The organism is Paracoccus ferrooxidans (genome assembly GCF_029909815.1).
GTDB lineage: Bacteria > Pseudomonadota > Alphaproteobacteria > Rhodobacterales > Rhodobacteraceae > Paracoccus > Paracoccus versutus.
Genome location: NZ_CP038198.1, coordinates 423,863 through 446,169, shown reverse-complemented (window position 1 = coordinate 446,169; position 22,307 = coordinate 423,863). Strand labels below are relative to the sequence as shown.

General features: G+C 68.5%; 27 protein-coding genes and 3 pseudogenes. 5 read left to right on the top strand and 25 right to left on the bottom strand.

What is annotated here, in order from left to right; translation table 11 throughout:
- Positions 1 to 58 precede the first annotated feature (58 nt).
- The 6 genes from E3U26_RS02240 to E3U26_RS02215 all read right to left on the bottom strand — a co-directional run bounded on the left by E3U26_RS02240 (position 59) and on the right by E3U26_RS02215 (position 5,306).
- Positions 59 to 928, bottom strand: a complete 870-nt coding sequence (locus tag E3U26_RS02240) for a TIGR01459 family HAD-type hydrolase (protein WP_036758447.1) — start codon at positions 926 to 928, stop codon at positions 59 to 61.
- A gap of 15 nt (positions 929 to 943) precedes the next feature.
- On the bottom strand, positions 944 to 1,864 hold the full coding sequence (locus tag E3U26_RS02235; protein ID WP_036758444.1) for a manganese-dependent inorganic pyrophosphatase: 921 nt from the start codon (positions 1,862 to 1,864) through the stop codon (positions 944 to 946).
- A 66-nt stretch (positions 1,865 to 1,930) separates the two neighbouring features.
- Positions 1,931 to 2,572: a DUF1345 domain-containing protein gene (locus tag E3U26_RS02230; protein WP_116222760.1), complete on the bottom strand. Its 642-nt coding sequence runs from the start codon at positions 2,570 to 2,572 to the stop codon at positions 1,931 to 1,933.
- A complete protein-coding gene (locus tag E3U26_RS02225; protein WP_036758438.1) occupies positions 2,572 to 2,907 on the bottom strand; it encodes a DUF4440 domain-containing protein in 336 nt (111 codons plus the stop codon). The genes E3U26_RS02230 and E3U26_RS02225 overlap by 1 nt, the downstream gene beginning before the upstream one ends.
- Complete coding sequence (locus E3U26_RS02220) at positions 2,897 to 3,943, bottom strand: TraB/GumN family protein (RefSeq protein WP_449044501.1); 1,047 nt, start codon at positions 3,941 to 3,943, stop codon at positions 2,897 to 2,899. Before E3U26_RS02220 ends, E3U26_RS02225 begins: the two co-directional genes overlap by 11 nt.
- A gap of 61 nt (positions 3,944 to 4,004) precedes the next feature.
- The gene (locus E3U26_RS02215) at positions 4,005 to 5,306 is read right to left on the bottom strand and encodes a glycosyltransferase family 4 protein (protein ID WP_072463616.1); all 1,302 of its coding nucleotides are present in this window, start codon (positions 5,304 to 5,306) and stop codon (positions 4,005 to 4,007) included.
- A 197-nt stretch (positions 5,307 to 5,503) separates the two neighbouring features.
- Here E3U26_RS02215 and groES point away from each other — a divergent pair, with 197 nt between their 5' ends.
- Both groES and groL read left to right on the top strand, forming a co-directional pair.
- Complete coding sequence (gene groES, locus E3U26_RS02210) at positions 5,504 to 5,791, top strand: co-chaperone GroES (protein WP_036758429.1); 288 nt, start codon at positions 5,504 to 5,506, stop codon at positions 5,789 to 5,791.
- Positions 5,792 to 5,829: 38 nt separating this feature from the next.
- A complete protein-coding gene (groL, locus tag E3U26_RS02205) occupies positions 5,830 to 7,467 on the top strand; it encodes a chaperonin GroEL (RefSeq protein WP_499105328.1) in 1,638 nt (545 codons plus the stop codon).
- A 323-nt stretch (positions 7,468 to 7,790) separates the two neighbouring features.
- Here the strand turns inward: groL and E3U26_RS02200 are convergent.
- From E3U26_RS02200 to ccoS, 3 genes and pseudogenes are all read right to left on the bottom strand, one after another.
- Positions 7,791 to 8,375, bottom strand: a pseudogene (locus E3U26_RS02200) (AMP-binding enzyme); the annotation flags it as partial.
- Positions 8,376 to 8,580: 205 nt separating this feature from the next.
- On the bottom strand, positions 8,581 to 8,766 hold the full coding sequence (locus tag E3U26_RS02195) for a DUF6522 family protein (RefSeq protein WP_499105327.1): 186 nt from the start codon (positions 8,764 to 8,766) through the stop codon (positions 8,581 to 8,583).
- A gap of 99 nt (positions 8,767 to 8,865) precedes the next feature.
- Positions 8,866 to 9,042, bottom strand: coding sequence for a cbb3-type cytochrome oxidase assembly protein CcoS (ccoS, locus tag E3U26_RS02190; protein ID WP_449045727.1), 177 nt, complete (start codon positions 9,040 to 9,042; stop codon positions 8,866 to 8,868).
- Positions 9,043 to 9,083: 41 nt separating this feature from the next.
- Here ccoS and E3U26_RS02185 point away from each other — a divergent pair, with 41 nt between their 5' ends.
- Positions 9,084 to 9,266: a hypothetical protein gene (locus E3U26_RS02185; RefSeq protein WP_499105326.1), complete on the top strand. Its 183-nt coding sequence runs from the start codon at positions 9,084 to 9,086 to the stop codon at positions 9,264 to 9,266.
- Here the strand turns inward: E3U26_RS02185 and E3U26_RS02180 are convergent.
- The 12 genes and pseudogenes from E3U26_RS02180 to E3U26_RS02125 all read right to left on the bottom strand — a co-directional run bounded on the left by E3U26_RS02180 (position 9,247) and on the right by E3U26_RS02125 (position 15,409).
- Positions 9,247 to 9,468 (bottom strand): DUF2189 domain-containing protein, encoded by a 222-nt coding sequence (locus E3U26_RS02180; RefSeq protein ID WP_499105324.1) that lies wholly within the window; start codon positions 9,466 to 9,468, stop codon positions 9,247 to 9,249. The genes E3U26_RS02185 and E3U26_RS02180 overlap by 20 nt on opposite strands.
- Positions 9,469 to 9,577: 109 nt before the next feature.
- Positions 9,578 to 9,811, bottom strand: coding sequence for a DUF2189 domain-containing protein (locus E3U26_RS02175; protein ID WP_243786049.1), 234 nt, complete (start codon positions 9,809 to 9,811; stop codon positions 9,578 to 9,580).
- 8 nt (positions 9,812 to 9,819) lie between these two features.
- Positions 9,820 to 10,053 carry a hypothetical protein gene (locus E3U26_RS02170; RefSeq protein WP_499105323.1) on the bottom strand — a complete coding sequence of 78 codons (234 nt, stop codon included), beginning with the start codon at positions 10,051 to 10,053 and terminating at the stop codon, positions 9,820 to 9,822.
- A gap of 54 nt (positions 10,054 to 10,107) precedes the next feature.
- A complete protein-coding gene (locus tag E3U26_RS02165; RefSeq protein WP_499105322.1) occupies positions 10,108 to 10,584 on the bottom strand; it encodes a cytochrome c family protein in 477 nt (158 codons plus the stop codon).
- Between the two features lie 127 nt (positions 10,585 to 10,711).
- Positions 10,712 to 10,825 (bottom strand): annotated as a pseudogene (locus tag E3U26_RS02160) (cbb3-type cytochrome c oxidase N-terminal domain-containing protein); the annotation flags it as partial.
- Between the two features lie 119 nt (positions 10,826 to 10,944).
- Positions 10,945 to 11,585: pseudogene (locus E3U26_RS02155) on the bottom strand (cbb3-type cytochrome c oxidase subunit II).
- Between the two features lie 266 nt (positions 11,586 to 11,851).
- On the bottom strand, positions 11,852 to 12,151 hold the full coding sequence (locus E3U26_RS02150; RefSeq protein ID WP_499105320.1) for a cbb3-type cytochrome c oxidase subunit I: 300 nt from the start codon (positions 12,149 to 12,151) through the stop codon (positions 11,852 to 11,854).
- Positions 12,152 to 12,187: 36 nt separating this feature from the next.
- Complete coding sequence (locus E3U26_RS02145) at positions 12,188 to 12,448, bottom strand: hypothetical protein (RefSeq protein WP_499105319.1); 261 nt, start codon at positions 12,446 to 12,448, stop codon at positions 12,188 to 12,190.
- A 73-nt stretch (positions 12,449 to 12,521) separates the two neighbouring features.
- On the bottom strand, positions 12,522 to 13,052 hold the full coding sequence (locus E3U26_RS02140; protein ID WP_499105318.1) for a dihydrofolate reductase family protein: 531 nt from the start codon (positions 13,050 to 13,052) through the stop codon (positions 12,522 to 12,524).
- A 62-nt stretch (positions 13,053 to 13,114) separates the two neighbouring features.
- Complete coding sequence (locus E3U26_RS02135; RefSeq protein ID WP_499105317.1) at positions 13,115 to 13,762, bottom strand: glutathione S-transferase family protein; 648 nt, start codon at positions 13,760 to 13,762, stop codon at positions 13,115 to 13,117.
- Positions 13,763 to 13,778: 16 nt separating this feature from the next.
- Positions 13,779 to 14,222 carry an SRPBCC family protein gene (locus E3U26_RS02130; protein ID WP_499105316.1) on the bottom strand — a complete coding sequence of 148 codons (444 nt, stop codon included), beginning with the start codon at positions 14,220 to 14,222 and terminating at the stop codon, positions 13,779 to 13,781.
- Between the two features lie 14 nt (positions 14,223 to 14,236).
- Complete coding sequence (locus E3U26_RS02125; protein ID WP_499105315.1) at positions 14,237 to 15,409, bottom strand: DJ-1/PfpI family protein; 1,173 nt, start codon at positions 15,407 to 15,409, stop codon at positions 14,237 to 14,239.
- 87 nt (positions 15,410 to 15,496) lie between these two features.
- On the opposite strand from E3U26_RS02125, the gene E3U26_RS02120 reads away from it, so the two are divergent.
- Positions 15,497 to 16,507, top strand: coding sequence for a GlxA family transcriptional regulator (locus E3U26_RS02120; protein ID WP_499105314.1), 1,011 nt, complete (start codon positions 15,497 to 15,499; stop codon positions 16,505 to 16,507).
- Positions 16,508 to 16,666: 159 nt separating this feature from the next.
- Here the strand turns inward: E3U26_RS02120 and E3U26_RS02115 are convergent, their stop codons facing one another.
- Positions 16,667 to 17,719: a proline racemase family protein gene (locus E3U26_RS02115; protein WP_036760659.1), complete on the bottom strand. Its 1,053-nt coding sequence runs from the start codon at positions 17,717 to 17,719 to the stop codon at positions 16,667 to 16,669.
- Positions 17,720 to 17,865: 146 nt separating this feature from the next.
- Complete coding sequence (locus E3U26_RS02110) at positions 17,866 to 18,867, bottom strand: glycine betaine ABC transporter substrate-binding protein (protein ID WP_036760660.1); 1,002 nt, start codon at positions 18,865 to 18,867, stop codon at positions 17,866 to 17,868.
- A 329-nt stretch (positions 18,868 to 19,196) separates the two neighbouring features.
- Here E3U26_RS02110 and copM point away from each other — a divergent pair, with 329 nt between their 5' ends.
- On the top strand, positions 19,197 to 19,562 hold the full coding sequence (copM, locus tag E3U26_RS02105) for a CopM family metallochaperone (RefSeq protein ID WP_036760661.1): 366 nt from the start codon (positions 19,197 to 19,199) through the stop codon (positions 19,560 to 19,562).
- Positions 19,563 to 19,689: 127 nt separating this feature from the next.
- Here the strand turns inward: copM and E3U26_RS02100 are convergent, their stop codons facing one another.
- Together E3U26_RS02100 and hpbA are read right to left on the bottom strand one after the other, a co-directional pair.
- Positions 19,690 to 20,241, bottom strand: coding sequence for a cupin domain-containing protein (locus E3U26_RS02100; RefSeq protein ID WP_499105313.1), 552 nt, complete (start codon positions 20,239 to 20,241; stop codon positions 19,690 to 19,692).
- On the bottom strand, positions 20,198 to 22,234 hold the full coding sequence (hpbA, locus tag E3U26_RS02095; RefSeq protein ID WP_499105312.1) for an NADH:flavin oxidoreductase: 2,037 nt from the start codon (positions 22,232 to 22,234) through the stop codon (positions 20,198 to 20,200). The genes E3U26_RS02100 and hpbA overlap by 44 nt, the downstream gene beginning before the upstream one ends.
- Positions 22,235 to 22,307 lie beyond the last annotated feature (73 nt).

Below are 22,307 nucleotides of genomic sequence, written 5' to 3'. Positions count from 1 at the left end.
GGGCGCGCAACAAAATAACACGGGCACCATCCGAAAGGACGGATTGTTACCGAACCGTTCAGCGCAGCCGGCCGATGGCATAGGCCGGGTTCTGCGACCGCAGCGCCAGCCATTCCCCAAGCCGGGCCGGGTCGGGGTTTTCCACATCCGCGCCGAACTGGTCGAAGGCAAGGCCGCCGGTGATGAACAGCGCGTCCAGCCCCTCGCCCGTCGCGCCGGCGATATCAGTGGCGATGCCGTCGCCGATGGCCAGGATGCGGGCATCCTCGCCCAGCCCCAGCCGGCGGCGGGCAAGGTCATAGATCGGCGGATGCGGCTTGCCGAAATACAGCGAGGTGCCGCCCAGATCCTCGTAAAGCTCGGCCAGGGCGCCGGCGCAGTAAAGCCGCTTCTCGCCCAGGTCCACCACCACGTCCGGGTTGGCGCAAAGCAGCTTGAGCCCGCGTTCGCGCGCCAGCATCAGCCGGGCGCGGTAATCCTCGGGCACCTCGACCAGGTCGTCGAAAAGCCCGCAGCAGACGATGCCCTCGGCCTCGTCCAGCGCGACGCGGGAAATGGCCGGGGCATCGCGCCATTCCTCGGGGATGTCGGTGAAGAAGCCCTCGTCCTTGGGCTGGGCGATGGCCCAGACCCGGCGGCCGACGGCGCCGGCGAACATCGCGTCCTGCGCCGCATCGCCCGAGCTGACGATGGCGTCCCAGGCGTCGCGCGGCACGCCCATGGCGTCCAGCTGCGCCGCCACATAGCGGCGCGGGCGCGGCGCATTGGTCAGCAGCACCACCCGCCCGCCGCCGGCGCGAAAGCCCTGCAAGGCGGCGACCGCGGCCGGGAAGGCCGCGACGCCATTGTGCAGGCAGCCCCAGAGATCGCAGAACAGGACGTCGTAATTCGGTGCGATCTCGTCAAGCGAGCGGATGATCTGCGTCATGGAACTGCCCTTCGGTCAGACGGCCAGGGCCGGAATGATCTGCTTCTTGCGCGACATGACGCCGGGCAGCACCACGCTGTCGCCCGAAACCGTGGCGTTGAAGCTTTTCTCGGCGACCTGACGGACGAAATCGTTCGGCACCAGCAAGGTCGCTTCCTCGTTCAGGATGTCGACGATGAACAGCAGCACCTCGTCGGCGCCATCGGCGGCCGCAACGGCGGGCATGGCGGCCATCAGCGCCGCCTTGCGGTCCAGCAGCACCTGCGGCGCGGTCGTCTCCAGCACCGAGACGCGCAGCTGCTTGCCGCCCAGCTCGTATTCCTTGCTGTCCATACGCAGCAGGGCTTCCTCGGTAAAGGCCGACACGTCCGACTTGGCCGCGAACATCTCGGCCGCGTATTCGGGGATCGAGACGCCCAGATCCTTTGCCAGCTTCTCGGCCACGAAACGGTCGTGGGGCGTGGTGGTCGGGCTGCGGAACTCCAGCGTGTCCGACAGGATGCAGGTCAGCATCGCGCCCTTGATGGCGCGGGGCGCGCGGGCCAGATCCTCGTCGCCGATCAGGTCGTGCATGATCGTCGCGGTGCAGGCCAGCGGGCGGATGGTGATGTTGATCGGCAGGCGCGTGCGGATGCCGCCGGCCAGCAGGTGGTGGTCGATGATCTCGATCACATCGGCCTCGGCCAGCGAATCGGGCAGCTCGGCGGGGTTGTTGGTGTCCACCACCACGCATTGCTCGCCCGGCGCCACGTCGGCGATGATCTGGGGCTGGTCGAGGCCCCATTTCGCCAGCATCCAGGCGGCCTCGGTGTTCGGCTCGCCCTGAAGCACGGCCTGCGCGGGGGTCTTGCGCACCTCGGACAGATACCAGGCCCAGATGATGGGCGAGCCGGTCGAATCGGTGTCGGGGGCCTTGTGGCCGAAAACCTTGATCATGGGGATCCCCTGAAGCTTGGGCGGAAAATTCGCCGGGGTTATAGGGGCGCGGCCCGGCAATGTCTATCAACCCGGCGAGACGGCCGCATTCACCGCCAGCGCCAGCAGCACGGTGTTGTAGAAGAACGAGAAGGCCGAATGGAACAGCGTCACCCGCCGCATCCGCGTGCTCAGCGCCGTCACGTCCGCGGTCTGCGCCGCCATGCCCAGCGTGAAGCTGTAATAGAGGAAATCCCAGATCCCCGCATCCGCGTCCGGGGCCAGGCCCGGAAAGCCCAGGCCCCGCGCCTCGGTCCCGTCCGGGCCGGGCGCATACCACAGGCTGGCATAGTGGAAGGCCATGACGGTATGGATCATCGCCCAGCCCAGCGGCACCGAGGCCAGCGCCAGCACCGGGCGCAGCGCGATCCCGGCATGGGGGTCGCGGATCGTCAGCAGGATGGCGGCCAGGCTGATCGCCACCGCGCCGACGGCCAGCGGCACGATCAGGATCATCCCCTCGTCGTCGCGGTCGGCCTGGCCGCGCAGATCCTGCGCGCTGATGCCCCGCATCAGAAGCCCGGTCAGCAGCAGGTAGCCGGTGCAGAACAGCACGGAAAAGACCAGCAGCCGGTCCACCGGCTGCATGCGGTAAAGCGCCAGCCCCGCGGCAAGGCCAAGCGCAAAGCTCAGCAGGAAGCGCAGGTGCCTGCGCAGGTCTTGCAGCATCAGACCGGGGTCTGCTGGTGCTGCAGGATGCGCCAGTCGCCGGCGCGGCGGATCCAGGTCGTGGTGCAGAGCGCGCGATAGGTCTCGGCCCCGGCGCGGCGCGCGGTGGCGCGATAGGCCAGCACGCAAACCTCGTCGGTCTCGATGCTGGCGCGGTCGGCCATGGTCACTTCCTGCCAGCGCGGGGCGGATTGCAGCGCGGCGATCACCGCGGCGCGGTTCATGATGCCCCTGGGCTGAAAGGCCATCAGGCAGGAGCCGTCAAGCTTGCGCGCCGCCTCGGCCACCCCGGCCAGCCAGAATTCGCGTTCCTCGCGCCAAAGCTCATCCGCCATCGCCCGTCCCCTCCTCCAGCATGATCGGGCTGATGCTCCAGCCCCTTTCCTCCAGCAGCCGCAGCACGCCATGCTCTCCCGGCAGGTGCAGCGCGCCAAAGCCGATCACCACGCCCTTGCCCTGCCCGGCCGCCTCGGCCGCCGCCTGCTCAATCGGTTCGATCCAGCTTTCGTTCCGCCGGTCCATCAGCTTTTCCTGCGCCAGCCGCATCTGCTCGTCGACCGCGGCCCGGCTCAGGCCGGAATGGTCATAGGCGTCGAAACGGCCGAACTCCCAGATCAGCCAGCTGTCGCCGGCGAAATAGGTATCGGCCAGCGTCACCGCGTAATCGTCGGCATATTCGGCGGCGGGCATGGCGGCGCGGATCATGTCCTCTTCTTCCCTGGGGGTCATGTCCGCGAACAGGGTCAGGACCGTGTCCCAGGGCTCCAGCGCGCGAACCGGCACCCCGGCGGCCTGGGCGCGTTCCACCAGCAGGTGATCGAGCCCGCCGGGATCGCCCCTTTCCTCGATCAGCCGCATCATGCAGGGCGAGACCCCCAGCATGACCGCCACATACCAGGGCCGCAGCCGGCTGGCGATCACCGCCGGCAGGCCCCGCGCCTCCAGCGCGGCCGCCAGCGATTTCCACTCGGCATCGGTGAAGCGCTCGGGCAGGGTCGGCCCCTCGGGATCGACCAGCAGGGACGGGTCCGCGGCCATGGCCTGGGTCAGCCGCGCCTCTTCCTCGGGGCCGGCCTCGACCATCAGCAGGGCGGCTTCGTCGAGTTCGGGGCCGAAGCGGTCCATGGCGAGGCCGTGGCGCAGATCGGCGAAGTGATAGGTGCCCAGCAGCGTCACCCGCCGCTCGCCCTTTTCGGCCCGCCAGAACAGGCCCTGGCGATAGGGCACGCCCTCGGCGGCCGCGTGCAGTTCGGCCAGCCGCGCGGGCGGCATGCGCTCGAACAGGTTCTGGCCCACGCAATCCTGCGCCGCCGCCGGCAAGGCCAGGGTCGCGGCGGCGAAAAGGGCGGTCAGGATCGGCTTGAGGCGCATGGGATCGGTTCCGGCATCGAGGATGGCGGCAGCATGGCACGGGCGCGCGCAGGGCGCCAGCCTAGCGCGGCAGCGGCAGCTCCTGCGGCGGGGGCGCCCCGGCCGCGACCGCGCGCCAGATGCGCTCGACCTGCGCGGCCTTGGCGGCCCAGGTGAAATCGCGCATGACGCGGGCCTGCCCCGCCGCCGCCATCGCGGGCAGCACCGCCGGATCGGCGGCGATGGCCTCCAGCCGGGCGCGCAGCCCCGCCACCAGATCGGCGCGGCGGCCCATCGGAATGCGGAAACCCGTCGCGTCGTCGACCAGCTCGCCCGGTCCCGCGTAATCGGCGATCACCGGCACCACGCCAAGCGCCATCGCCTCCAGCACCACGCCGCCGCCGAACTCGCGCACCGAGGGGAACACCAGAAGCTGCGCCTGCGCCGCGACGCCCTGCACCTCGGCATGCGGCAGCCAGCCGTGGAAACGCACCGCCTGCCCCACCGCTTCGCGGGCGACCAGGTCGCGCAGCGCCTCGGCCTGCGGGCCGTCGCCGACGATGTCCAGCACCATCCGGCCGTCGCGCAGCAAGGGCAGCGCCGCCTCGATCGCCATGTCGGCGCCCTTGTAGGGCACCAGCCGGCCGATGAAGCAGCCGCGCAGCGGCAATGTGCCGGGCTGCGGCGCGGTCAGGCTGAAGCGCGAGGGCTCGATGGCGTTTTCCGGCAGCCAGACGGTCTTGGCCCGGTAGCGCGCCGGGATCTCGCCCAGCGTGTGCAGCGAGCCGCAGAGGATGGCCGAGGCATGGCGCAGCATCGCGCCGCGGCCCGGCAGCGCCTTGTAGGCGCCGCGGACATAGGACAGCCATTCCCTTTCCCGCCGCCGCTCGCTGTCGAACCCCCTGGGCCAGGGCACGCCGCCGTTCAGCGGCCCCAGGACGAAGGGCACGCCCGCGCGGGCGCAAAGCGGCGCGATGCGGCTGTTCGCCGTCGGCGTCAGCGGCGTCACCCGATGCACGACATCGTATTGCCCGGCGCGGATCGCCGGGCCGAAGGCGCGCCAGACCAGCCGCTCGAAATAGCCGTAGCCCAGGGTCGAGACCGCGGTCTTCATCGTCCAGCCCACGCCCTTGCCCATGCTCAGCCGCTCGGCCAGCCGCCACATCGGCGCGGCCAGCTTCTCGCTGTCGATGGCGGTGAAATCGCGCCCCTCGACCAGGCCGGCGCGCAGGATCGCCTCGCGGTTGCGGACCTGGGTGACGATATGCACATCGGCCACCCCGCGCAGCGCATGGGCCAGCGACCAGCCGACCAGCGGCACCGAGACCCATTCCGGGTTCGCCGCCTCGGCGATGACAAGGGCCTTCAGACGCCGTTCCACCATAAGCTCCGCCCCCGCTGCTTTCCCTTCGGCCTAGCCGCGCCGCGGAAAGCCCGTCAAGCGGATTTCATGGCCGATTTCGCGATTGCAGACCGTTGACAGGCCGCGGGCAGGCGCCTAGATGGTTCGCCATTGGCACTCACCCGATCCGAGTGCCAACAGCTGCAACACTGCAACCTGAAACACCGGAGTGTTCTACAATGGCTTTCAAACCGCTGCACGACCGCGTTCTGGTCCGTCGCGTCCAGTCGGACGAGAAAACCAAGGGCGGGCTGATCATCCCCGACAGCGCCAAGGAAAAACCCGCCGAGGGCGAGATCATCGCCGTGGGCGAAGGCGCGCGCAAGGATTCGGGCGAGCTGATCGCGCCCGCGGTCAAGGCCGGCGACCGGGTGCTGTTCGGCAAATGGTCGGGCACCGAGGTCTCGGTCGATGGCGAAGAACTGCTGATCATGAAGGAAAGCGACATCCTGGGCATCATCGCCTGATCGTCCCCTTCCGATAACCCATTCAAGGAGCAGAACAGATGGCTGCGAAAGAAGTTAAGTTCAACAGCGACGCGCGTGACCGGATGCTGAAGGGCGTGAACATCCTTGCGGATGCGGTCAAGGTGACGCTGGGCCCGAAGGGGCGCAACGTGGTGATCGACAAGTCCTTCGGCGCGCCGCGCATCACCAAGGACGGCGTTTCGGTCGCCAAGGAGATCGAGCTTTCCGACAAGTTCGAGAACATGGGCGCGCAGATGGTGCGCGAAGTGGCCTCGCGCACCAATGACGAGGCCGGCGACGGCACCACCACCGCCACCGTTCTGGCCCAGGCCATCGTGCGCGAGGGCCTCAAGGCCGTGGCCGCCGGCATGAACCCGATGGATCTCAAGCGCGGCATCGACGTCGCGACCGCCAAGGTCGTGGAAGCCATCAAATCCGCCGCCCGCCCGGTCAACGACAGCTCGGAAGTGGCGCAGGTCGGCACCATCTCGGCCAATGGCGAGGCCTTCATCGGCCAGCAGATCGCCGAGGCGATGCAGCGCGTCGGCAACGAGGGCGTGATCACCGTCGAAGAGAACAAGGGCATGGAGACCGAGGTCGAGGTCGTCGAGGGGATGCAGTTCGACCGCGGCTATCTCTCGCCCTATTTCGTCACCAACGCCGACAAGATGATCGCCGAGCTGGAGGATGCCTACATCCTGCTGCACGAGAAGAAGCTGTCGTCGCTGCAGCCGATGGTGCCGCTGCTCGAGGCCGTGATCCAGTCGCAAAAGCCGCTCCTGATCGTGGCCGAGGACGTCGAGGGCGAGGCCCTGGCGACGCTGGTCGTGAACAAGCTGCGCGGCGGGCTCAAGATCGCCGCGGTGAAGGCGCCGGGCTTCGGCGACCGCCGCAAGGCCATGCTGCAGGACATCGCCATCCTGACCGGCGGCCAGGTGATCTCGGAAGACCTGGGCATGAAGCTGGAGAACGTCACCATCGACATGCTGGGCCGGGCCAAGAAGATCTCGATCAACAAGGACAACACCACCATCGTCGACGGCGCCGGCGAGAAGGCCGAGATCGAGGCGCGCGTCGCCCAGATCCGCCAGCAGATCGAGGAGACCACCTCGGACTACGACCGCGAGAAGCTGCAGGAGCGCGTGGCCAAGCTGGCCGGCGGCGTGGCGGTGATCCGCGTCGGCGGCATGACCGAGATCGAGGTCAAGGAGCGCAAGGACCGCGTGGACGACGCGCTGAACGCGACCCGCGCCGCGGTGCAGGAAGGCATCGTGGTCGGCGGCGGCGTGGCGCTGGTGCAGGGGGCCAAGGCGCTGGAAGGGCTGGCCGGTGCGAACTCGGACCAGGAAGCCGGCATCGCCATCATCCGCCGTGCGCTGGAGGCGCCGATGCGCCAGATCGCCGAGAACGCCGGCGTGGACGGCGCCGTGGTTGCCGGCAAGGTGCGCGAATCCTCGGACAAGGCCTTCGGCTTCAACGCGCAGACCGAGGAATATGGCGACATGTTCAAGTTCGGCGTGATCGACCCGGCCAAGGTGGTTCGCACCGCGCTGGAGGATGCGGCCTCGGTCGCCGGCCTGCTGATCACCACCGAGGCGATGATCGCCGAGAAGCCCGAGCCCAAGGCCCCCGCCGGCGGCATGCCCGACATGGGCGGCATGGGCGGCATGATGTAAGCCGACCCGCCTTCGGCTAGGACCGGGCCGCCCCGCAGGGGGCGGCCTTTTTCGCGGGCGGACCGCGCCAAAACAAGGGCCTTGCCGCGCACCGGGGCCGCACCGGGGCCGCACTGGGCCGGGCTGGGGCCGCACCGGGCCGGGGTGGGCCGGGCTGGGGCCGGGAACCCGTCGGGAAAGGACGGGCCGGCCCAGGGCCCATGCAAGGCCATGCGCTTTTCCTGGCAGAGGCCACAGCCCTCCCCCGGTCCTTTACCCGAAGATTTTCATGCCCTGGAAGACGGAGACGGCCTGGCGACCGCAGGCCGCGCCCTGTCAGGCCTTCAGCGCCTTCTCGGCTGGTCGTAGAGCCCGGCGAAGCGCTGGCGCAGCAGGTTCTTTTGCACCTTGCCCATGGTGTTGCGCGGCAGTTCCTCGACGAAGAGCACGCGCTTGGGCTGCTTGAACCTGGCCAGCCGCCCTGCCAGCGCCGCCAGCACCCCCGCCTCGGCCAGCGCAGGACTGCCGGTCGGGACCACGACCGCCGTAACCCCCTCGCCGAAATCGCCATGCGGAAGGCCGATCACGGCGGATTCGACCACGCCGGGCAGCGCGTCGATCTCGGCCTCGACCTCCTTGGGATAGACGTTGTAGCCGCCGGTGATGATCAAATCCTTGCCGCGGCCGACGATGTGCAGATAGCCGCGCTCGTCGAATTTCCCCAGGTCGCCGGTGATGAAGAAGCCGTTCTCGCGCAGCTCGGCGGCGGTCTTTTCCGGCATGCGCCAATAGCCCTTGAACACGTTCGGGCCGCGCACCTCGATCATGCCGATCTCGCCCCGCGGCAGTTCCACGCCGGTCTCGGGGTCGGTGACGGTGATCTCGGTTCCGGGCAGCGGCAGGCCGACGGTGCCGGCGATGCGCGCGCCTTGTCTTTCCAGTCGAGGAGGACCAGACACGGCTGACAGTCGGGATCGCCGATAGACGAGGATGAAAATTCCTCGAAATGACTGAAGATATTCATCTCAATATATTGTTTTCCTGTATTAATATACCTCAAGATAATCAACCTTTCCGGCGGATCGCGACCGGAAACGCGATGGCCGACACGCAAAATTCTCTGCCAGAGGCACTTTATCTCCCGTTCCCAGCCGCGGGCTTGCGGGCGGGCATGACGAAGCGCAGGCGCTTCGGGATGCGGTCCTCGGCATCGATGACGATCCTGAAGATGTGGCCGTCGTGATGGAAGGTCAGGCGGTGCAGGCCGATGTCGCTGCCTGCGCCGCGCTCGGTGCGGCTGGTGGTGCCGCCGCCGCGCATCAGGGCTCGGGTGGCCTCGGCCGGCTGCCGAAAGCCGCGGCAAGCAGGTCCGCGCCGACGACGAAGCGGCCGTCGGCAATCTCGATCCGCTCGGCTTGCTCAGCTTCGGCCGCAGGGGCGCCGTGCCCGCCTTCCCCCTTCGTCGCCGGTCATCAGGACGCGCCATGCCGCCCCATCCAGACCCTTGAACTCGCGGTTGCGCAGCGCCCACAGGAAAGCCGCAAGCCCCGAAAGGCCCAGGGCCAGCGACAGCGGGATCAGCAGGGCCAGGCTCATGCCCGATCCCCCCGGCTGGCACGGAACAGGTGCCAGGTGCCGTGGCCCGGGACAAGATCAGGATCAGCTCCAGAAGCCCGGTCGCGACGCTGCGCGCGATGCCCTGCGTGACGATCCCGCCCCAGGCCAGCGAGGGGCCGGGATTGCGCGCCAGCATCGCAAAGCTGAACCCCGGCGCGGTCAGCGCATCGCGCCGCTCGGACATCAGCATCGGCAGGGCATAAAGGCTGATGCGAAGGCGAAGCCCGCGAACAGCTCACCGACCAGTCTGCCGGTCAGCAGCAGCATCCAGCCGTGCAGGGTGGTGAAGGTGTCGGCCAGCGCCTCGCCCGCCCCCGGATAGGATCGCAGCCCGAAGAACAGCGCGTAAAGCAGGTCCGCCGTGCGGCAGCCAGAACAGCAGCAGGCACAGAAGCAGTCCCGCATAGGCAAGCTGCGCGCCCGCAGCGGCGCGGGAATGGCGCATGTCGGCCAGATACGCGCCTTCGCCCCGTGCCAGCGCGCGAAAGCCCGATGGCCAGGACAGGCCCCAGGATCATGCGCCCGCCAGCGCGGGCAACACCAGGTATATCAGGCAGAAATGCCACAGGGCCCAGACCGCCGCGACCGAAAGCAGGAACAGCGCTACCCCAAGGTTGGCCAGGGGGTTGCGGCGGAAATCGCGCCAGCCCGCCGCAAGGCAGTCCAGCGCCACCCGCGCGGACAGGTTGCGGGCCAGCGTGTCCTGGGGCCGCGGGGACGCGCGCCGCATGGGAAGGGGTTCCAGCATTAACGCCCCTAACAGTTGTGCCGGTCGGGCGAGATCGCGGCGCATTCGGGCTGCGAGCGAAAGGCCACGGCGACCAGATGGACATTGGCGGCGGCAAAGACCAGCAGCGCCACTGCCGCGGCACAGATCGCCAGCCGCCTTTGCGACCCCGGCAGGCCGGCGACGTAAAGCGCCAGCAGGTTGCGCTCGACCTCGCTCAGCCGGCCTTCCCATGCCGGCAAGACCCCGGCGCGGCCGTTCATCAGCGTGGCGCGGATCGCGCCGGGCGTGCCGCCATAGATCCATTGCTCGTCGGCCTATGAGGGCGCACCGATGCTCATGCCGCCCTCGCCCCGCTCGCCATGGCACGAGGCGCAGTTGTCGGCGAACAGCGTCGCGGCGGGGCTGCCGGGATCGGCGGTGCCGTCGAAGGCGATGACATAGGGCACCAGCTGCTCGATCTCTGCGCGCGACAGCATCCCGTCGCGGCCGAAACCCATGATCTGGACGCTATTCGTCTCGGGGTGGTTGTTGTTGACGCCGACGCAGATCAGCTGGGCAATATCGGCGGGGTCTGTGGACCGCAGCCAGTCGCCGTCGTCCAGCGCCGGGAAACCCGTGCCGCCATGGCGGTCCCTGCCCTGCCCCTCGGCGCCGTGGCAGGCGGCGCAATTGTCGACAAAGAGCCGCGCTGGCGCCGGGCGGGCCACGGTCATCAGACCGGCATCCGCCGCCAGCGCCTTGAAATCGCCCGTGGCGAAGCGGTCCTTCCAGCCCGCGCACAGGGCGGTCATGCAGGCATGGCCGGCCTCGGTCTCGGTGGCCTTGGTCGATGCCCAGTAGGCCGCGGGTATAGTCGCGGCCCAGGGGCCAGGCGGGCAGCAGCACCCAGGCGACGACCGAATAGGCGAAACTCAGCGCCGGCGCCCAGATCACGATGCGCGGAAAGGGCGTGTTCAGCTCCTTGATGCCGTTCCAGTCATGGCCGGTGGTTTCGTGGCCGGTGACGGGGTCGATCTCTTGCTTGCCGCTCATCCCCGGCCCCCTGCCGCGCCGAGGGGCGCCAGGCCAGCCACAAAGCCACGCCGAAGAAACCCATCATCCAAAAAGCCCGAAGGTCTTGGCCATCAGGACCAGGAAATCATGCAGCGCCATCACCCGCCCTCCCCGCTGGCGACCCCGGTCAGCCGGCCCAGGGATTGCAGATAGGCGGCCAGCGCATCCATCTCCGTCAGCCGCCCCGGATCGCCGTCGAAGGCGCGGATGGGCGGCCGGTCGCCGTGGCGTTCCGCAAAACCCGCCGCGTCGCCGTCGGGCATAGCCTGCCCGGCGGCGTCGCGGGCGGCATGGGCGACCATCCCGTCGTCATAGGGCACGCCAAGCCGCACCAGCACGGCGATCTCCAGCGGCCGCATCAGCCAGGGACAGGCCGGCATGATCGAGGCCGGCACCAGCTCGCGCGCGCGACGCGCCAGTCGTCGGAATACTTGCCCCCCAGCCGGGCGATATCCGGCCCGGTGCGTTTCGATCCCCACGGCATCGGGAAATCCCAGGCGCTTTCGCCCGCGACCGAATAGGGGCCGTGGCGGTCGATCTCATCGGCCGGGGTGCGGATCATCTGGCTGTGGCAGGCAATGGCAGCCCTCGCGCATGTGGATCTCGCGCCCCAGTTCCAGCGGCGTCGGCGGCGCAGATCCGCGGGGATCTCGACCGTGCGCTGGATGGTGAAAAGCGGCGCGATCTCGACGATGCCGCCGGTCGAGGCCGCGACGATGATCCCCGCCACCAGCCCCATGGACAGCTTTCCAGGCTGCAATGCAGCCTCAGCATCGCGCTCCTCCGCCGCCATGGTCGCGTGGACTTGCTCACGCGCGCGGCGCTGGCGGAAGGTGGCGAGGGTATTGGCCACGCAGATCAGCACCCCAAGCAGGAACAGCGCGCCGCCGAATGTGCGCAGTAGGTCATAGGGCGCCATCGCCATCACCGATTGCAGGAAGCCGTGGGACCGCGCGCCACCTGCGTCATGATGCGCCACATCAGCCCCTGGGGGATGCCCGCGTTCTACATGGCGACGACATGGACCAGCGTCCCCGCCACCCCCAGTCGGAAATGCCGCTCGACCGCCCGCGGCCAGCGCATCCTGTCCTGCCCGGCCAGATGGGGCACCAGCGTATAAAGCGAGCCGAAGACGATCATCGCCAGCCAGCCAAGCGTGCCGGAATGGACGTGCCCGACCGTCCACTCGGTGCAATGCGACAGCGCGTTGACCGGCCGGATGGCCAGGAACAAGCCCTCGAAGGCCAAGAGCCCGTAGAACGCCGCCGCGACGAACATGAAACGCAGCGTGGCGTCGTCGCGCACCTTGTGCCCGACGCCGTTCAGCGTGGGTTGCGCCCGTCAGACAGCCCGTGACCGCCCCGGCAGCAGAACAGGTTGTAGCCCTGCAGCAGCACCCAGGGCCCCCGGCAGCCCCGCGCGCGCGTTGCGCTGGACGACATGGAACAAGGCCGGGATCAGCGCATTGCCGCCAAAGCCGAAGAGGATGCCGGTGGCATGGGCCGGCCGCAGCGGCCCGAAGCGGGTGGCGGGCCAGGGCGGCGTCGCCTCGGGCCAATAGAGCAGCCCCGCCCCCGTCAGGCTCGCGCAAGGCGCCGCCATCGCGGCAAGATAGCTCCGCCGGCACGGACCGGCGACGCACGCGTGTCCGGCCGGGGCACCCCCCCCCGCCGCGCTAGGCGGGCGCGTATGTCAGCCGGATCACCTCCCCGCCGATGCGGTCGCTGGCGACAAGGCGCAGCGGGGGCCGGGGGCCGGCGAAGAACGGCTTGCCGCGGCCCAGCACGACCGAGTGGACGTAGAGCCGATATTCGTCGATCAGCCCCCACTCGCCCAGGCTTTGCGCCAGCTCCGGCCCGGCGATGTCGATCTCTCCGGCGCATTCCGCCTTGAGGCGGCGGATCCGCGCCTCGATGTCATCCGAAACCAGCGTCGCATTGGGGCCGACCGAGGTCAGCGAGCGCGAGACCACCCATTTCGGCTGGCGCCGCCAGGCATCCGCGAAGGCGCGGTCTTCGGCGCTCCATTCGGGATGGTCCTCGTCCCAACAGCGCATCACCTCGTAGATGCGGCGGCCGTAGAGGCTGCCGGCCAGGCCGCGCACCTGCCCGGTCCAATGGTCAAACAGCACCGGATCGGGCGCGAAGGCGTCGTGATCGACATAGCCGTCCAGCGACAGGTTCATTCCGAAGACGAATTTCGCCATGCTGCATATCCTCCCTGGCCGTTGGTTCAGCCCGCCGTGATCCTGCCGCAAGCGGTCCCTGCTCAGCCATTCGATGCCGTGAACACCGCCCGCTGCGCGTCGAAGGCGCGCTGATAGGCGGGACGCGCCTTGCCGCGCGCGACATAGGCGCAGAGGTTCGGAAATGCGTCCAGCATGCCGCTGCCCTCCAGCCTGCGCAGCACCGTCACCATCAGCAGGTCGCCGGCGCTGAAGTCCCCGTCAAGCCAGTCGGCATCGCCGAGCCGGTTGGACAGTTGTTCCAGCCGGCCATGGATGCGTTTTTCCAGCAGGGGAAGGCGGGCCCGGTGCCAGGGCTTGTCGTGTTCATGGTAACGCGCCTGTTCGTGCTCGACGATGGGCGGCTCCATGGTGTTGAGCGCGGCAAAGATCCACATGATCGCCCGCGCCCGCGCATTCGCCTCCTCTGGCAGCAGGCCCGCATGGCGCGCGGCGATGTGCAGCACGATGGCGCCCGACTCGAACAGGGCCAGATCGCCCTCCTCATAGGTCGGGATCTGCCCGAAGGGGTGAAGCGCCAGATGCGCGGGCTGTTTCATCTCGTCGAAACTGACCAGCCGGACATCGTAAGGCTGGCCGACCTCCTCCAGGGCCCAGCGGACGCGCATGTCGCGCGCCAGCCCCTGGCCACGGTCGGGGGATTGCGCGAAGGCGGTGATGGTGGGGGTCATCGGAAAACTCCCGCGCCTATTGGTCGATTTCGGGCTCGACCAGCTTCGCCAGCTTGCGCAGCGAATCCTGCCAGCCGAGATAGCAGGCCTCGGCGGGGATCACGTCCGGCACGCCCTGCTGCTCGATGGTGATCTCGGTGCCGACGGAGACCTGTTTCAAGTCCACCGTGACCTTCATCTCGCCCGGCAGGTTGGGGTCGTCGAACCCGTCGGTATAGACGAGGCGCTGGCCGGGGATCAGTTCCAGATAGGTGCCGCCAAAGGAATGGCTCTGGCCGGTGGTGAAGTTGCGAAACGACATCCGGTAGCGGCCGCCGACCTTCGCCTCCAGTTCGTGGACGGTGCAGAGAAAGCCCCAGGGCGGCAGCCAGCTTGCCACCGCGTCGGGCTCGAGGAAGGCGCGATAAAGCTTTTCGGGCCTGGCCGCGATGACGCGGTGCAGTCGGATGGTGCTAGGCATGGTGTCCTCCGTGTCTACCTTGGATATTCCAGTTGCATGGCCACCGCGTCGGCGGTGCCTGCACCGTAACGCGCGGCGATCGCGGCAAGGGTCCGGTCGAGGGCCTCGGCGGGCGGGCTCTCGGGAAAGATGGGGACGCGCCGCGCCTCCGGTCCGTCCGTGCCCTGCCGGTCGGGGATGAGGCGGATGCCGTTCCGGGTCTCGACCGTGCCGCTCGGGGCATATGCCGTCACCGTCGACCGATAGGTCCGCGACCAGGCATCGGCTGCCAACGCCAGCGAGACCTCGTCCATGCCCGGTGCAAGGGCGATGCCCAACTCCTCATGGTTCCAGAAAGCCAGCCGGTTGGCCAGAACTGTCACCGCGAAAGGCCGGCTCAGCGCGAAGGCGCCGCTGGCATGGCGTGCGTCCCATCGGGCGATGCCGAGATCGCGGGCGACCGCTTCCGCCCTGGGCCGGCCGGCGATGGCCTCGATCAGGGTCAGCATCATCGGCATCGAGGCAGTGATGCCGGTCGTCGTCACCACGCCGCCATCCGCGACCATCCGCCGGTCGGGGGCATGGGCGATGGTCGGGTCGATCTTCCGCAGCCGGTCCAGGTAATACCAATGCGTCACCGCGCGCTTGCCCTTCAGCAATCCGGCGGCAGCGACGACCTTGGCGCCGGCGCAGATGCCGACGATCACCGCGCCCTTCCTCGCCTGATCCCGCAGCCAGCCCGTCACCACGGGGTCGTCGTCGCGGCTCATGGCGGGGACGATCACGTAGTCCGCGCCGCGCGGATGGGCGGCGTCGAATGCCGCGATGGTCATGTCGGGCTGCACGGTCAGCGCGGGAAACAGCCGCACCGGGCCGGGGCCGGTGGCAAGCGAGACCACCTCGGCCACATCGGCGCGCTTCAGGATGCCAGGGGGCAGCAGGTAATCGGTGGTCTCGGTCGCATCGTTGAGGCCGACGATGGCGATCAGGGGACGAGGGCGTTTCGGCTTCAGCGCAGCAAGCAGGGCGTCGGTCTCCGCTTGCGGCACCGGCGGGGCCAGGGCCACGGATGCGGGCGGCAGCGAGGCGATCCAGAGGCCGAAGCCCGCCGTCGAGAGAACGGCCAGTCCCAGGATGGCCCCCAGGACGAGGCGACGTTTCATCGGCTTGCTGGGCCGTGCCGGGCGGTCAGGCTGCAGGTCGCTCATGCCGGTTGCTCCTTCCTGCGCGGTGGCGGTCAGCTTTCGGCGATGGGGCAAGGATAGCAAGGTGCGCCTCTGGCAGAAATGACAGAAATGCCGTATTTTCGGCCAATGCACCAGGTCGCCTTCATCCTTTATCCAGGTTTCGAACTGCTGGACATCTCGGGGCCGGCATCGGTCTTCAACGGCGCCAATCGCGCCCTGGGCCAACGCGGCAGGCCGGCATTCTACAAGGTCGTGCCCCTGTCGGCCCAGGGCGGGGCCGTCGACAGCAGCAGCGGCATCGCCCTGGAAACCCGCCCCATCGCCGAACTGCCGGGGAAAGCCGGGACCGTGCTGGTGGTGGGCGCCGAACGGGAGCCCCTGCTGCAGGCGATGGCCGACCCCGTCCTGCGCTCCATGCTTCCGCGGCTGACGGCAGAGGCCGGGCGCTTCGGCTCGGTCTGCACCGGCGGCTTCGTCCTGGCCGCGTCCGGGCTGCTCGACGGGCACCGGGTCGCCACGCATTGGGACGCCTGCGAAGCCTTCGCGCGGGCCTTTCCCGGGGTCGCGGTCGAACCCGAGGCGCTTTACCTGGCCGAAGGCAGGCTCTGGACCTCGGCGGGGGTGACGACGGGCATCGACATGGCGCTGGCGATGGTGGCGCATGACCTCGACGCGGGGATCGCCGGCGAGGTGGCCAAGCGGCTGGTCCTCTATGCCCGGCGGCCCGGCTACCAGTCGCAGTTCAGCCCCCTTCTCAGGGCCCAGGCGCGGGGCGACAACCCGTTCGGGGATCTGATCGGCTGGATGCAGGCGAACCTCGACGCGCCCCTGGACGTGCCGTCGCTGGCAGCCCGCGCCGGGCTGTCCGAGCGCAGCTTCCACCGCAAGTTCACTGCGGCGACGGGCCAGACCCCGGCCCGCTTCGTCGAGACCGCCCGGCTGGATGCCGCGCGCCTGCTCCTGTCCCGCGGGCTGCCGCTGAAGACCGTCGCCGCGCAGGTCGGCCTGTCCCCGGCCCCGCGGTTCGTGCAAGCCTTCGAGCGCCGCTTCGGCATCACCCCGCGCCTGTTCCGGGACATGCATATGGACCCGCCGGCCGCAGCGGACGCGATCGGCTGAACCGTCGCCATGCCGCAGCTTTGCGGACCCGCGCATCGGTCCCTCGATTGCAGGAGTTTCGAGGGTTTATAGGGCAAGAACTTGATATTACTTCTTGCCTTGCACTCCATGGACGCTCTCGAATGACGAAGGGCATCGAGCCCTCCGCGGCGGCCGGAGCTATGCCCAGGTATCGCCGACGGTGAAGCCTTCGGTGAAGGGATCGTCATGATCCAGCACCAGCGTGTTGAGCCCGTAGATCCAGCTGGTCCCCGAGATTTCCGGCACGACGGCGCGCCGGCCCGCGATCTCGGTCTCCTCGACCAGCCGCCCGGTATAGACATTGCCCAGGATGCTCTGGTGGCGGAAGCTCTGGTCCAGCGGCAACTCGCCCTTGGCATGCAGCACCGCCATCTTGGCGCAGGTGCCGGTGCCGCAGGGGCAGCGGTCCAGCGCGCCGGTCCAGGTCGCGGGATTGTCCCAGGAGAAATCCCCCGAGGCCATGGTGACGGCGTTCCTCCAATCCGCGTTCGGATCGTCCGTCGGCCCGGAAAGCTGCGAGATGGTGATGCCCACGCCCGGATAATCGGGATGCTCGACCGGAAGCTGCTCGATCGCCGCCTGCCGGATCATGGCCGAGATGCGGGCGATCTCGCGGCCATGCTGGGGGATGAGCTCGAGGCCGGGAAACTGCCGGACATCGGCAATGGCATAGAACATGCCGCCCCAGCCGACATCGACGCGGACCTTGCCCAGATGCGGCACCTCGATCTCGGCGTCCAGATGGGCGGCGAAGGCCGGCACGTTGCGGAAGGTCACGCTCTTGACCTTGCCGCCCGCGCATTCGGCGCGGACCCGGATCAGCCCCGCAGGCGCCTCCAGCACCAGTTCGGTCATGGGCTCCTTCATCGGCAGCAGGCCCATTTCCAGCAGCACCGTGACGACCGAGATGGTGTTGCCGCCGGACATGACCGGATATTCGATCTGCTCCATGATGATGTATCCGGCATCCGCCTGGGGATGCGAGGGCGGCACGATGATGTTGCAGCAATGCGCCGAATAGCCGCGCGGCTCGCGCAGCATCAGCTTGCGCAGCTGGTCGTCGTTGGCCTCCAGCCATTTCATCTTCTCGTAGACCGAGTTTCCGGGGATATGCGGAACGCCCCCGGTAATCACCCGCATCGGCGTTCCGGCATGCGTATCGACGGCATGGATCATTCGCTTGAACGCCATTCCTGTTTCTCCTGAGGCAATTGTGTCGGGATGGGTTGGGACAGAGAGGGTTCGGTTCGCCCGAGGAATGTCCGGGCGAACCGAGGGTTTTCATTCGCGGCCCTTGATCGCCCCCGCCGCTCGGCGCGGCCGGGCGGCGAGTGCGGTCAAAGCGCGGCTTCGATCTTTTCCGCGACCTCGGCCGGCACCCATTTCGTCCACATGTCCTTGTTTTCCTCAAGGAAGTGGATCGCGCCATCCTCGCCCATGGCCTGGCTCTCTGCCTGCCAGGCCATCAGTTTGGCCACGGTTTCGTTGCTCCAGCCGCGGGTGTTGAAATAGTCCAGGATCTGGGGGCTGGTGCGGTCGGCGAAATCCTTGGTCAAGACCGTCATCACCGTATCGACCGGCCAGGCCGTGACCTTGGGATCGGGGCAGTCGAGGCTGGTGATGCACCGCTTCCATTCGGCCGGATCGTGTTCCTGCGAGGCTTCCAGCAGCACCAGCTCGTATTTGCCCAGCAGCGCGGTCGGCGCCCAGTAATAGGTGATGAAGCCCTCCTGCCGCTCATAGGCCCTGGCGATGGCGCCATCGAGGCCGGCGGCCGAGCCCGGCCGCATCAGGTTGAACCCCTTGCTTTCGGCCTCGTAGGCCTTGAACAGCTGCGCGGTGACGACCGTGGCGCCCCAGCCTTCGGCGCCGTTGAAGATCACGCCCCTGTCGGGGTTTTCCGGGTCGGGGAAAAGCTCGGGATGGGCCAGGGCATCCTCGACCGTCTTGATGTCGGGATGCGCGTCGGCAAGGTATTTGGGAATCCACCAGCCCTGGATGCCGCCGTCGGGCAAGGCCGGCGCGCCATAGACGATCTTGCCCTCCTCCAGCCCGCGCGGCACGATTTCGGGCAGCAGGTCCACCCAGGTCTCGGACGAAACGTCGGGCGAGCCCTTCTCGACCATCGAGGTGGTCGAGGGCACGGTGTCGCCGGGGATGGTCTCGACGCTGCAGCCATAGCCGTTCTCAAGGATGAACTTGTCGACATAGGTCAGCAGCTCGGCGCTTTGGACGTTGTGGAGCGCAAGCGTCACGTTGCCGCAATCCTGCGCCGAGGCCGACCAGGCCCCGCCAAGGAAGCCGGCGGCCAAAACGGTGGAAGCGAGTAGTCTTTGCACGTTCTTTCTCCCTGCATGCGGCGATTGATCGGGACAGGGCGCCGCTTGGTTCTGTCCCGTATGGGCGGCTGCATCTTCCCCAACAGGCTCGGGTGCGTTGGGGTCTTATTTTCGTATACGATATTTCAGATACGAAACTTTGCTCGCGTGCGCGATTCTGTCAAGCCGTTTTCCGGCCTGCCCGCCGCAGATCCCTGCGGCCGGCCCTTGACCTTCCGGGGGTGGAAAGCCCTATTCCTGTAGGCTGGAACGCAACGCAGGAGGGTTTTCCCATGAACTTCACGCGTCAAGGCCATCACCCCCACCCGACGCGGCCGCAGGAGGGTCGGATGAACCGGCTGGCACCGATCCTTGCCGCGGGCGTCCTCGCGATCTCGGCCGGGCTTGCCCTTGCGCAGGATGGCGACGCCCATGGCGATCACATGCACGCCGATGCCGACGGCGCCGCGACCCAGGCCTATGTCGCGGCGATGGAGCGGATGCATGACGACATGATGATCGAGCATACCGGCGATGCCGATGTCGATTTCATGCGCGGCATGATCCCGCATCACCAGGGCGCCATCGACATGGCCAGGATCGTGCTTGAGCACGGCTCGGACCCCGAGGTGCGCAAGCTGGCCGAAGAGGTCATCAAGGCCCAGGAGGCCGAGATCGCCATGATGCGCAAATGGCTTGAGGAGCGCGGCGAGTAAGGCGCCGGACCGTGCCCGCCCTGCGACGTCACCCGGCCCGGACCGCGAACAGGGGCTGCCCGCCCGATCGCCGGGCGCGCGGGGCGTTCGGGGGGACGAAGAAGCCGCCGCCGGCCCGGACCCGGCCCTAGCCGTCCTTGCGGAACTGGCCGGGCGAGAGGACCGGGTAGGTCTCCTCGGGCGCGTGCCGGTGGTCGGGATGGCGCGTGTGCGGGGCGACCAGGCCGAGGCCCGGCCACAGGCCGCGGCGCTCCTCGAGGCCGCCGGGGCGCAGCCGCATGGCATTGGCGGGGCTGTCCGCGACATTCGCGCTGGCGTTGGGGGCGCCGTTGCGCCGGCGCCAGCACAGCAGCGGCGACAGCGCCCGCAGGGCGGCCAGGTCCGCCTTGGCAACGGGTGGTCCCGCGCCGCCGCCAGCCAGCTGCGGGCCGGCAGCGTCGCCGGGCCGGCGCCGGCCTGGCCCTCGGCCCCAAGCGCCCCGGCGATGCGGCAGAGCGAAGCGGATGCCTGAATCGCCGGCAGGGCCGGATCGCGAAAGTCCCGCAGGGCTTGGGCTCGTGCCATGCTGATATCCCCCGTCGCTGTCGCCATCTTCCGGCCGCGCCGCGAAGCCGGTCGCGGCCGGATGCCTCGCCTCACAGATCCTTGACCAGCCGCAGCGCGTCGTAGATCGCCGCATGGGTGTTGCGCGCCGCCACCGCGTCGCCGATGCGGTAAAGGCGGAAGCGGCCCTCGGGGTTCTTGCGAACCTCTTGCAACCCGCCGGTGGTCAGGGCCTCGTAATCGACCTCGCCCAGGTTCGAGGACAGCGGCTTCAACTCGAAATACAGGTCGTCCAGCGGCCTTGTGCCATGGTTCACGACGACCTGGTCGACGATGCGCTCGCGGGTGAAATCGCCGTAGTCGCTGCCCAGGCGCGCACGCAGCTGGTTGCCCTCGCGCGCCACCGACATGAGCCGCCAGGTGACGGTGAAGGTGGTGTCGCGCTTTTGCAGGTTGCGCATATAGGGCACCAGGTTCATCGCCATCACCTCGGGCGAGAAGCTGCGGTCCGGGGTCACGATCTCGACCGCGGCGCCGGTGGCCGAGATCAGGTCGGCGGCCTGCAGCGCCGCATGGTCGCCCGCGTCGTCGAAGATCAGCACGTTGCGGCCCGGCTTCACGTCGCCCGACAGGATGTCCCAGGCGGAACAGACAAGGTCGTTGCCCTGCTCCAGCACCTCGGTATGCGGCAGGCCGCCGGTGGCGATGACGACCTCGTCCGGCTCGGTGGCCAGCACATCCTCCATCTCGGCGAAGGTGTTGAAGCGGAACTGGACGCCGTGCTTGTCGCACATCGCCTGCCGCCAGGCGATGATCGAGATCATCTCGCGCCGGCGCTCGTCCTGCGCGGTCAGGCGGATCTGGCCGCCGGGCTGGTCGGCGGCCTCGAAGACCGTCACCGCATGGCCGCGCTCGGCGGCGACGCGGGCGGCCTCCATGCCCCCTGGACCGGCGCCGACGATGGTGATGCGCTTCTTGACCGGCGCGGCGGGGATGCTGTGCGGCATGGTCTCTTCGCGCCCGGTCGCGGCATTGTGCAGGCAAAAGGCCATGCCGCCCTGGTAGATGCGGTCAAGGCAGTAGTTCGCGCCGACGCAGGGGCGGATGTCGTCCTCGCGCCCCTCGATCACCTTGCGGACCAGGTGCGGGTCGGCCATATGCGCCCGCGTCATGCCGACCATGTCCAAGAGCCCGGCGGCGATGGCATGGCGCGCGGTCGGCACGTCGGGGATCTTGGCCGCGTGGAAGGTGGGGAAATTCGTGGCCTTGCGGATGGCGCCCGCGAATTCCAGGTGCGGGGCGTTCCTCATGCCCTGGATCGGGATGGTGTCGGTGATGCCCGCATCGGTGTCGATATGGCCCTTGACCACGTTCAGGAAATCCACGAGCCCGCTGTCCTTCAGCCGGCGCGAGATCTCGATCCCGTCCTCGGCGGTCAGCCCGCCCGGCAGGTCCTCGTCGCCGGTATAGCGCACGCCCAGGATAAAATCCTCGCCGCAGCGTTCCCGGATGCCGCGCAGCACGTCGAAGGTAAAGCGCAGCCGGTTGTCCAGGCTGCCGCCATAGGGCCCGTCCAGGTCGTTGGTCAGCGGCGACCAGAACTGGTCCATCAGGTGGCCATAGGCCTGGATCTCGATCCCGTCCAGCCCCGCCGCCTTCATCCGCTCGGCCGCATCGACATAGTCGCCGATGACCCGTTCGATGTCCCAGTCCTCCATCTTCTTGGGAAAGGCGCGGTGGGCCGCCTCGCGCTCATGCCCCGGCGAGATCACCGGCAGCCAGTCGGCCTTGTCCCAGCGCGTGCGCCGGCCCAGGTGGGTCAGCTGGATCATCACCGCGCAACCGTGGTCGTGGCATTCGTCGGCCAGCCTCTTCATCCAGCCGACCACCTCGTCCTTCCAGGCCAGGATGTTGTTGAACACCGGCGGGCTGTCGCGCGCGACCGAGGCCGAGCCCGCGGTCATGGTCAGCGCCACGCCGGCCCTGGCGCGCTCGACGTGATAGGCGCGGTAGCGGTCCTTGGGCATGCCGTCCTCGGGATAGGCCGGCTCGTGGCTGGTGATCATGATGCGGTTGCGAAGCGTCAGGTGCTTCAGCCGATAGGGCTGCAGGAGGGGATCGTTCGACATCGGATCTGCCTGTGAAAGGTGGGGAGTCGCATCTCAGGATCAAAGTAATGTTCATCTGTGTCAATTAAAAAAT

What these genes read in the sequence shown, in the direction of transcription:
- E3U26_RS02240 (WP_036758447.1), bottom strand. Translation starts at nt 928, where the DNA reads ATGACGCAGATCATCCGCTCGCTTGACGAGATCGCACCGAATTACGAC.
- E3U26_RS02235 (WP_036758444.1), bottom strand. Translation starts at nt 1,864, where the DNA reads ATGATCAAGGTTTTCGGCCACAAGGCCCCCGACACCGATTCGACCGGC.
- E3U26_RS02230 (WP_116222760.1), bottom strand. Translation starts at nt 2,572, where the DNA reads ATGCTGCAAGACCTGCGCAGGCACCTGCGCTTCCTGCTGAGCTTTGCG.
- E3U26_RS02225 (WP_036758438.1), bottom strand. Translation starts at nt 2,907, where the DNA reads ATGGCGGATGAGCTTTGGCGCGAGGAACGCGAATTCTGGCTGGCCGGG.
- E3U26_RS02220 (WP_449044501.1), bottom strand. Translation starts at nt 3,943, where the DNA reads ATGCGCCTCAAGCCGATCCTGACCGCCCTTTTCGCCGCCGCGACCCTG.
- E3U26_RS02215 (WP_072463616.1), bottom strand. Translation starts at nt 5,306, where the DNA reads ATGGTGGAACGGCGTCTGAAGGCCCTTGTCATCGCCGAGGCGGCGAAC.
- groES (WP_036758429.1), top strand. Translation starts at nt 5,504, where the DNA reads ATGGCTTTCAAACCGCTGCACGACCGCGTTCTGGTCCGTCGCGTCCAG.
- groL (WP_499105328.1), top strand. Translation starts at nt 5,830, where the DNA reads ATGGCTGCGAAAGAAGTTAAGTTCAACAGCGACGCGCGTGACCGGATG.
- E3U26_RS02195 (WP_499105327.1), bottom strand. Translation starts at nt 8,766, where the DNA reads ATGCGCGGCGGCGGCACCACCAGCCGCACCGAGCGCGGCGCAGGCAGC.
- ccoS (WP_449045727.1), bottom strand. Translation starts at nt 9,042, where the DNA reads ATGAGCCTGGCCCTGCTGATCCCGCTGTCGCTGGCCCTGGGCCTTTCG.
- E3U26_RS02180 (WP_499105324.1), bottom strand. Translation starts at nt 9,468, where the DNA reads ATGCGGGACTGCTTCTGTGCCTGCTGCTGTTCTGGCTGCCGCACGGCG.
- E3U26_RS02175 (WP_243786049.1), bottom strand. Translation starts at nt 9,811, where the DNA reads ATGCTGGAACCCCTTCCCATGCGGCGCGCGTCCCCGCGGCCCCAGGAC.
- E3U26_RS02170 (WP_499105323.1), bottom strand. Translation starts at nt 10,053, where the DNA reads ATGAACGGCCGCGCCGGGGTCTTGCCGGCATGGGAAGGCCGGCTGAGC.
- E3U26_RS02165 (WP_499105322.1), bottom strand. Translation starts at nt 10,584, where the DNA reads ATGACCGCCCTGTGCGCGGGCTGGAAGGACCGCTTCGCCACGGGCGAT.
- E3U26_RS02145 (WP_499105319.1), bottom strand. Translation starts at nt 12,448, where the DNA reads ATGGCGGCGCCTTGCGCGAGCCTGACGGGGGCGGGGCTGCTCTATTGG.
- E3U26_RS02140 (WP_499105318.1), bottom strand. Translation starts at nt 13,052, where the DNA reads ATGGCGAAATTCGTCTTCGGAATGAACCTGTCGCTGGACGGCTATGTC.
- E3U26_RS02135 (WP_499105317.1), bottom strand. Translation starts at nt 13,762, where the DNA reads ATGACCCCCACCATCACCGCCTTCGCGCAATCCCCCGACCGTGGCCAG.
- E3U26_RS02130 (WP_499105316.1), bottom strand. Translation starts at nt 14,222, where the DNA reads ATGCCTAGCACCATCCGACTGCACCGCGTCATCGCGGCCAGGCCCGAA.
- E3U26_RS02125 (WP_499105315.1), bottom strand. Translation starts at nt 15,409, where the DNA reads ATGAGCGACCTGCAGCCTGACCGCCCGGCACGGCCCAGCAAGCCGATG.
- E3U26_RS02120 (WP_499105314.1), top strand. Translation starts at nt 15,497, where the DNA reads ATGCCGTATTTTCGGCCAATGCACCAGGTCGCCTTCATCCTTTATCCA.
- E3U26_RS02115 (WP_036760659.1), bottom strand. Translation starts at nt 17,719, where the DNA reads ATGGCGTTCAAGCGAATGATCCATGCCGTCGATACGCATGCCGGAACG.
- copM (WP_036760661.1), top strand. Translation starts at nt 19,197, where the DNA reads ATGAACCGGCTGGCACCGATCCTTGCCGCGGGCGTCCTCGCGATCTCG.
- E3U26_RS02100 (WP_499105313.1), bottom strand. Translation starts at nt 20,241, where the DNA reads ATGCGGCGATCTACGACGCGCTGCGGCTGGTCAAGGATCTGTGAGGCG.
- hpbA (WP_499105312.1), bottom strand. Translation starts at nt 22,234, where the DNA reads ATGTCGAACGATCCCCTCCTGCAGCCCTATCGGCTGAAGCACCTGACG.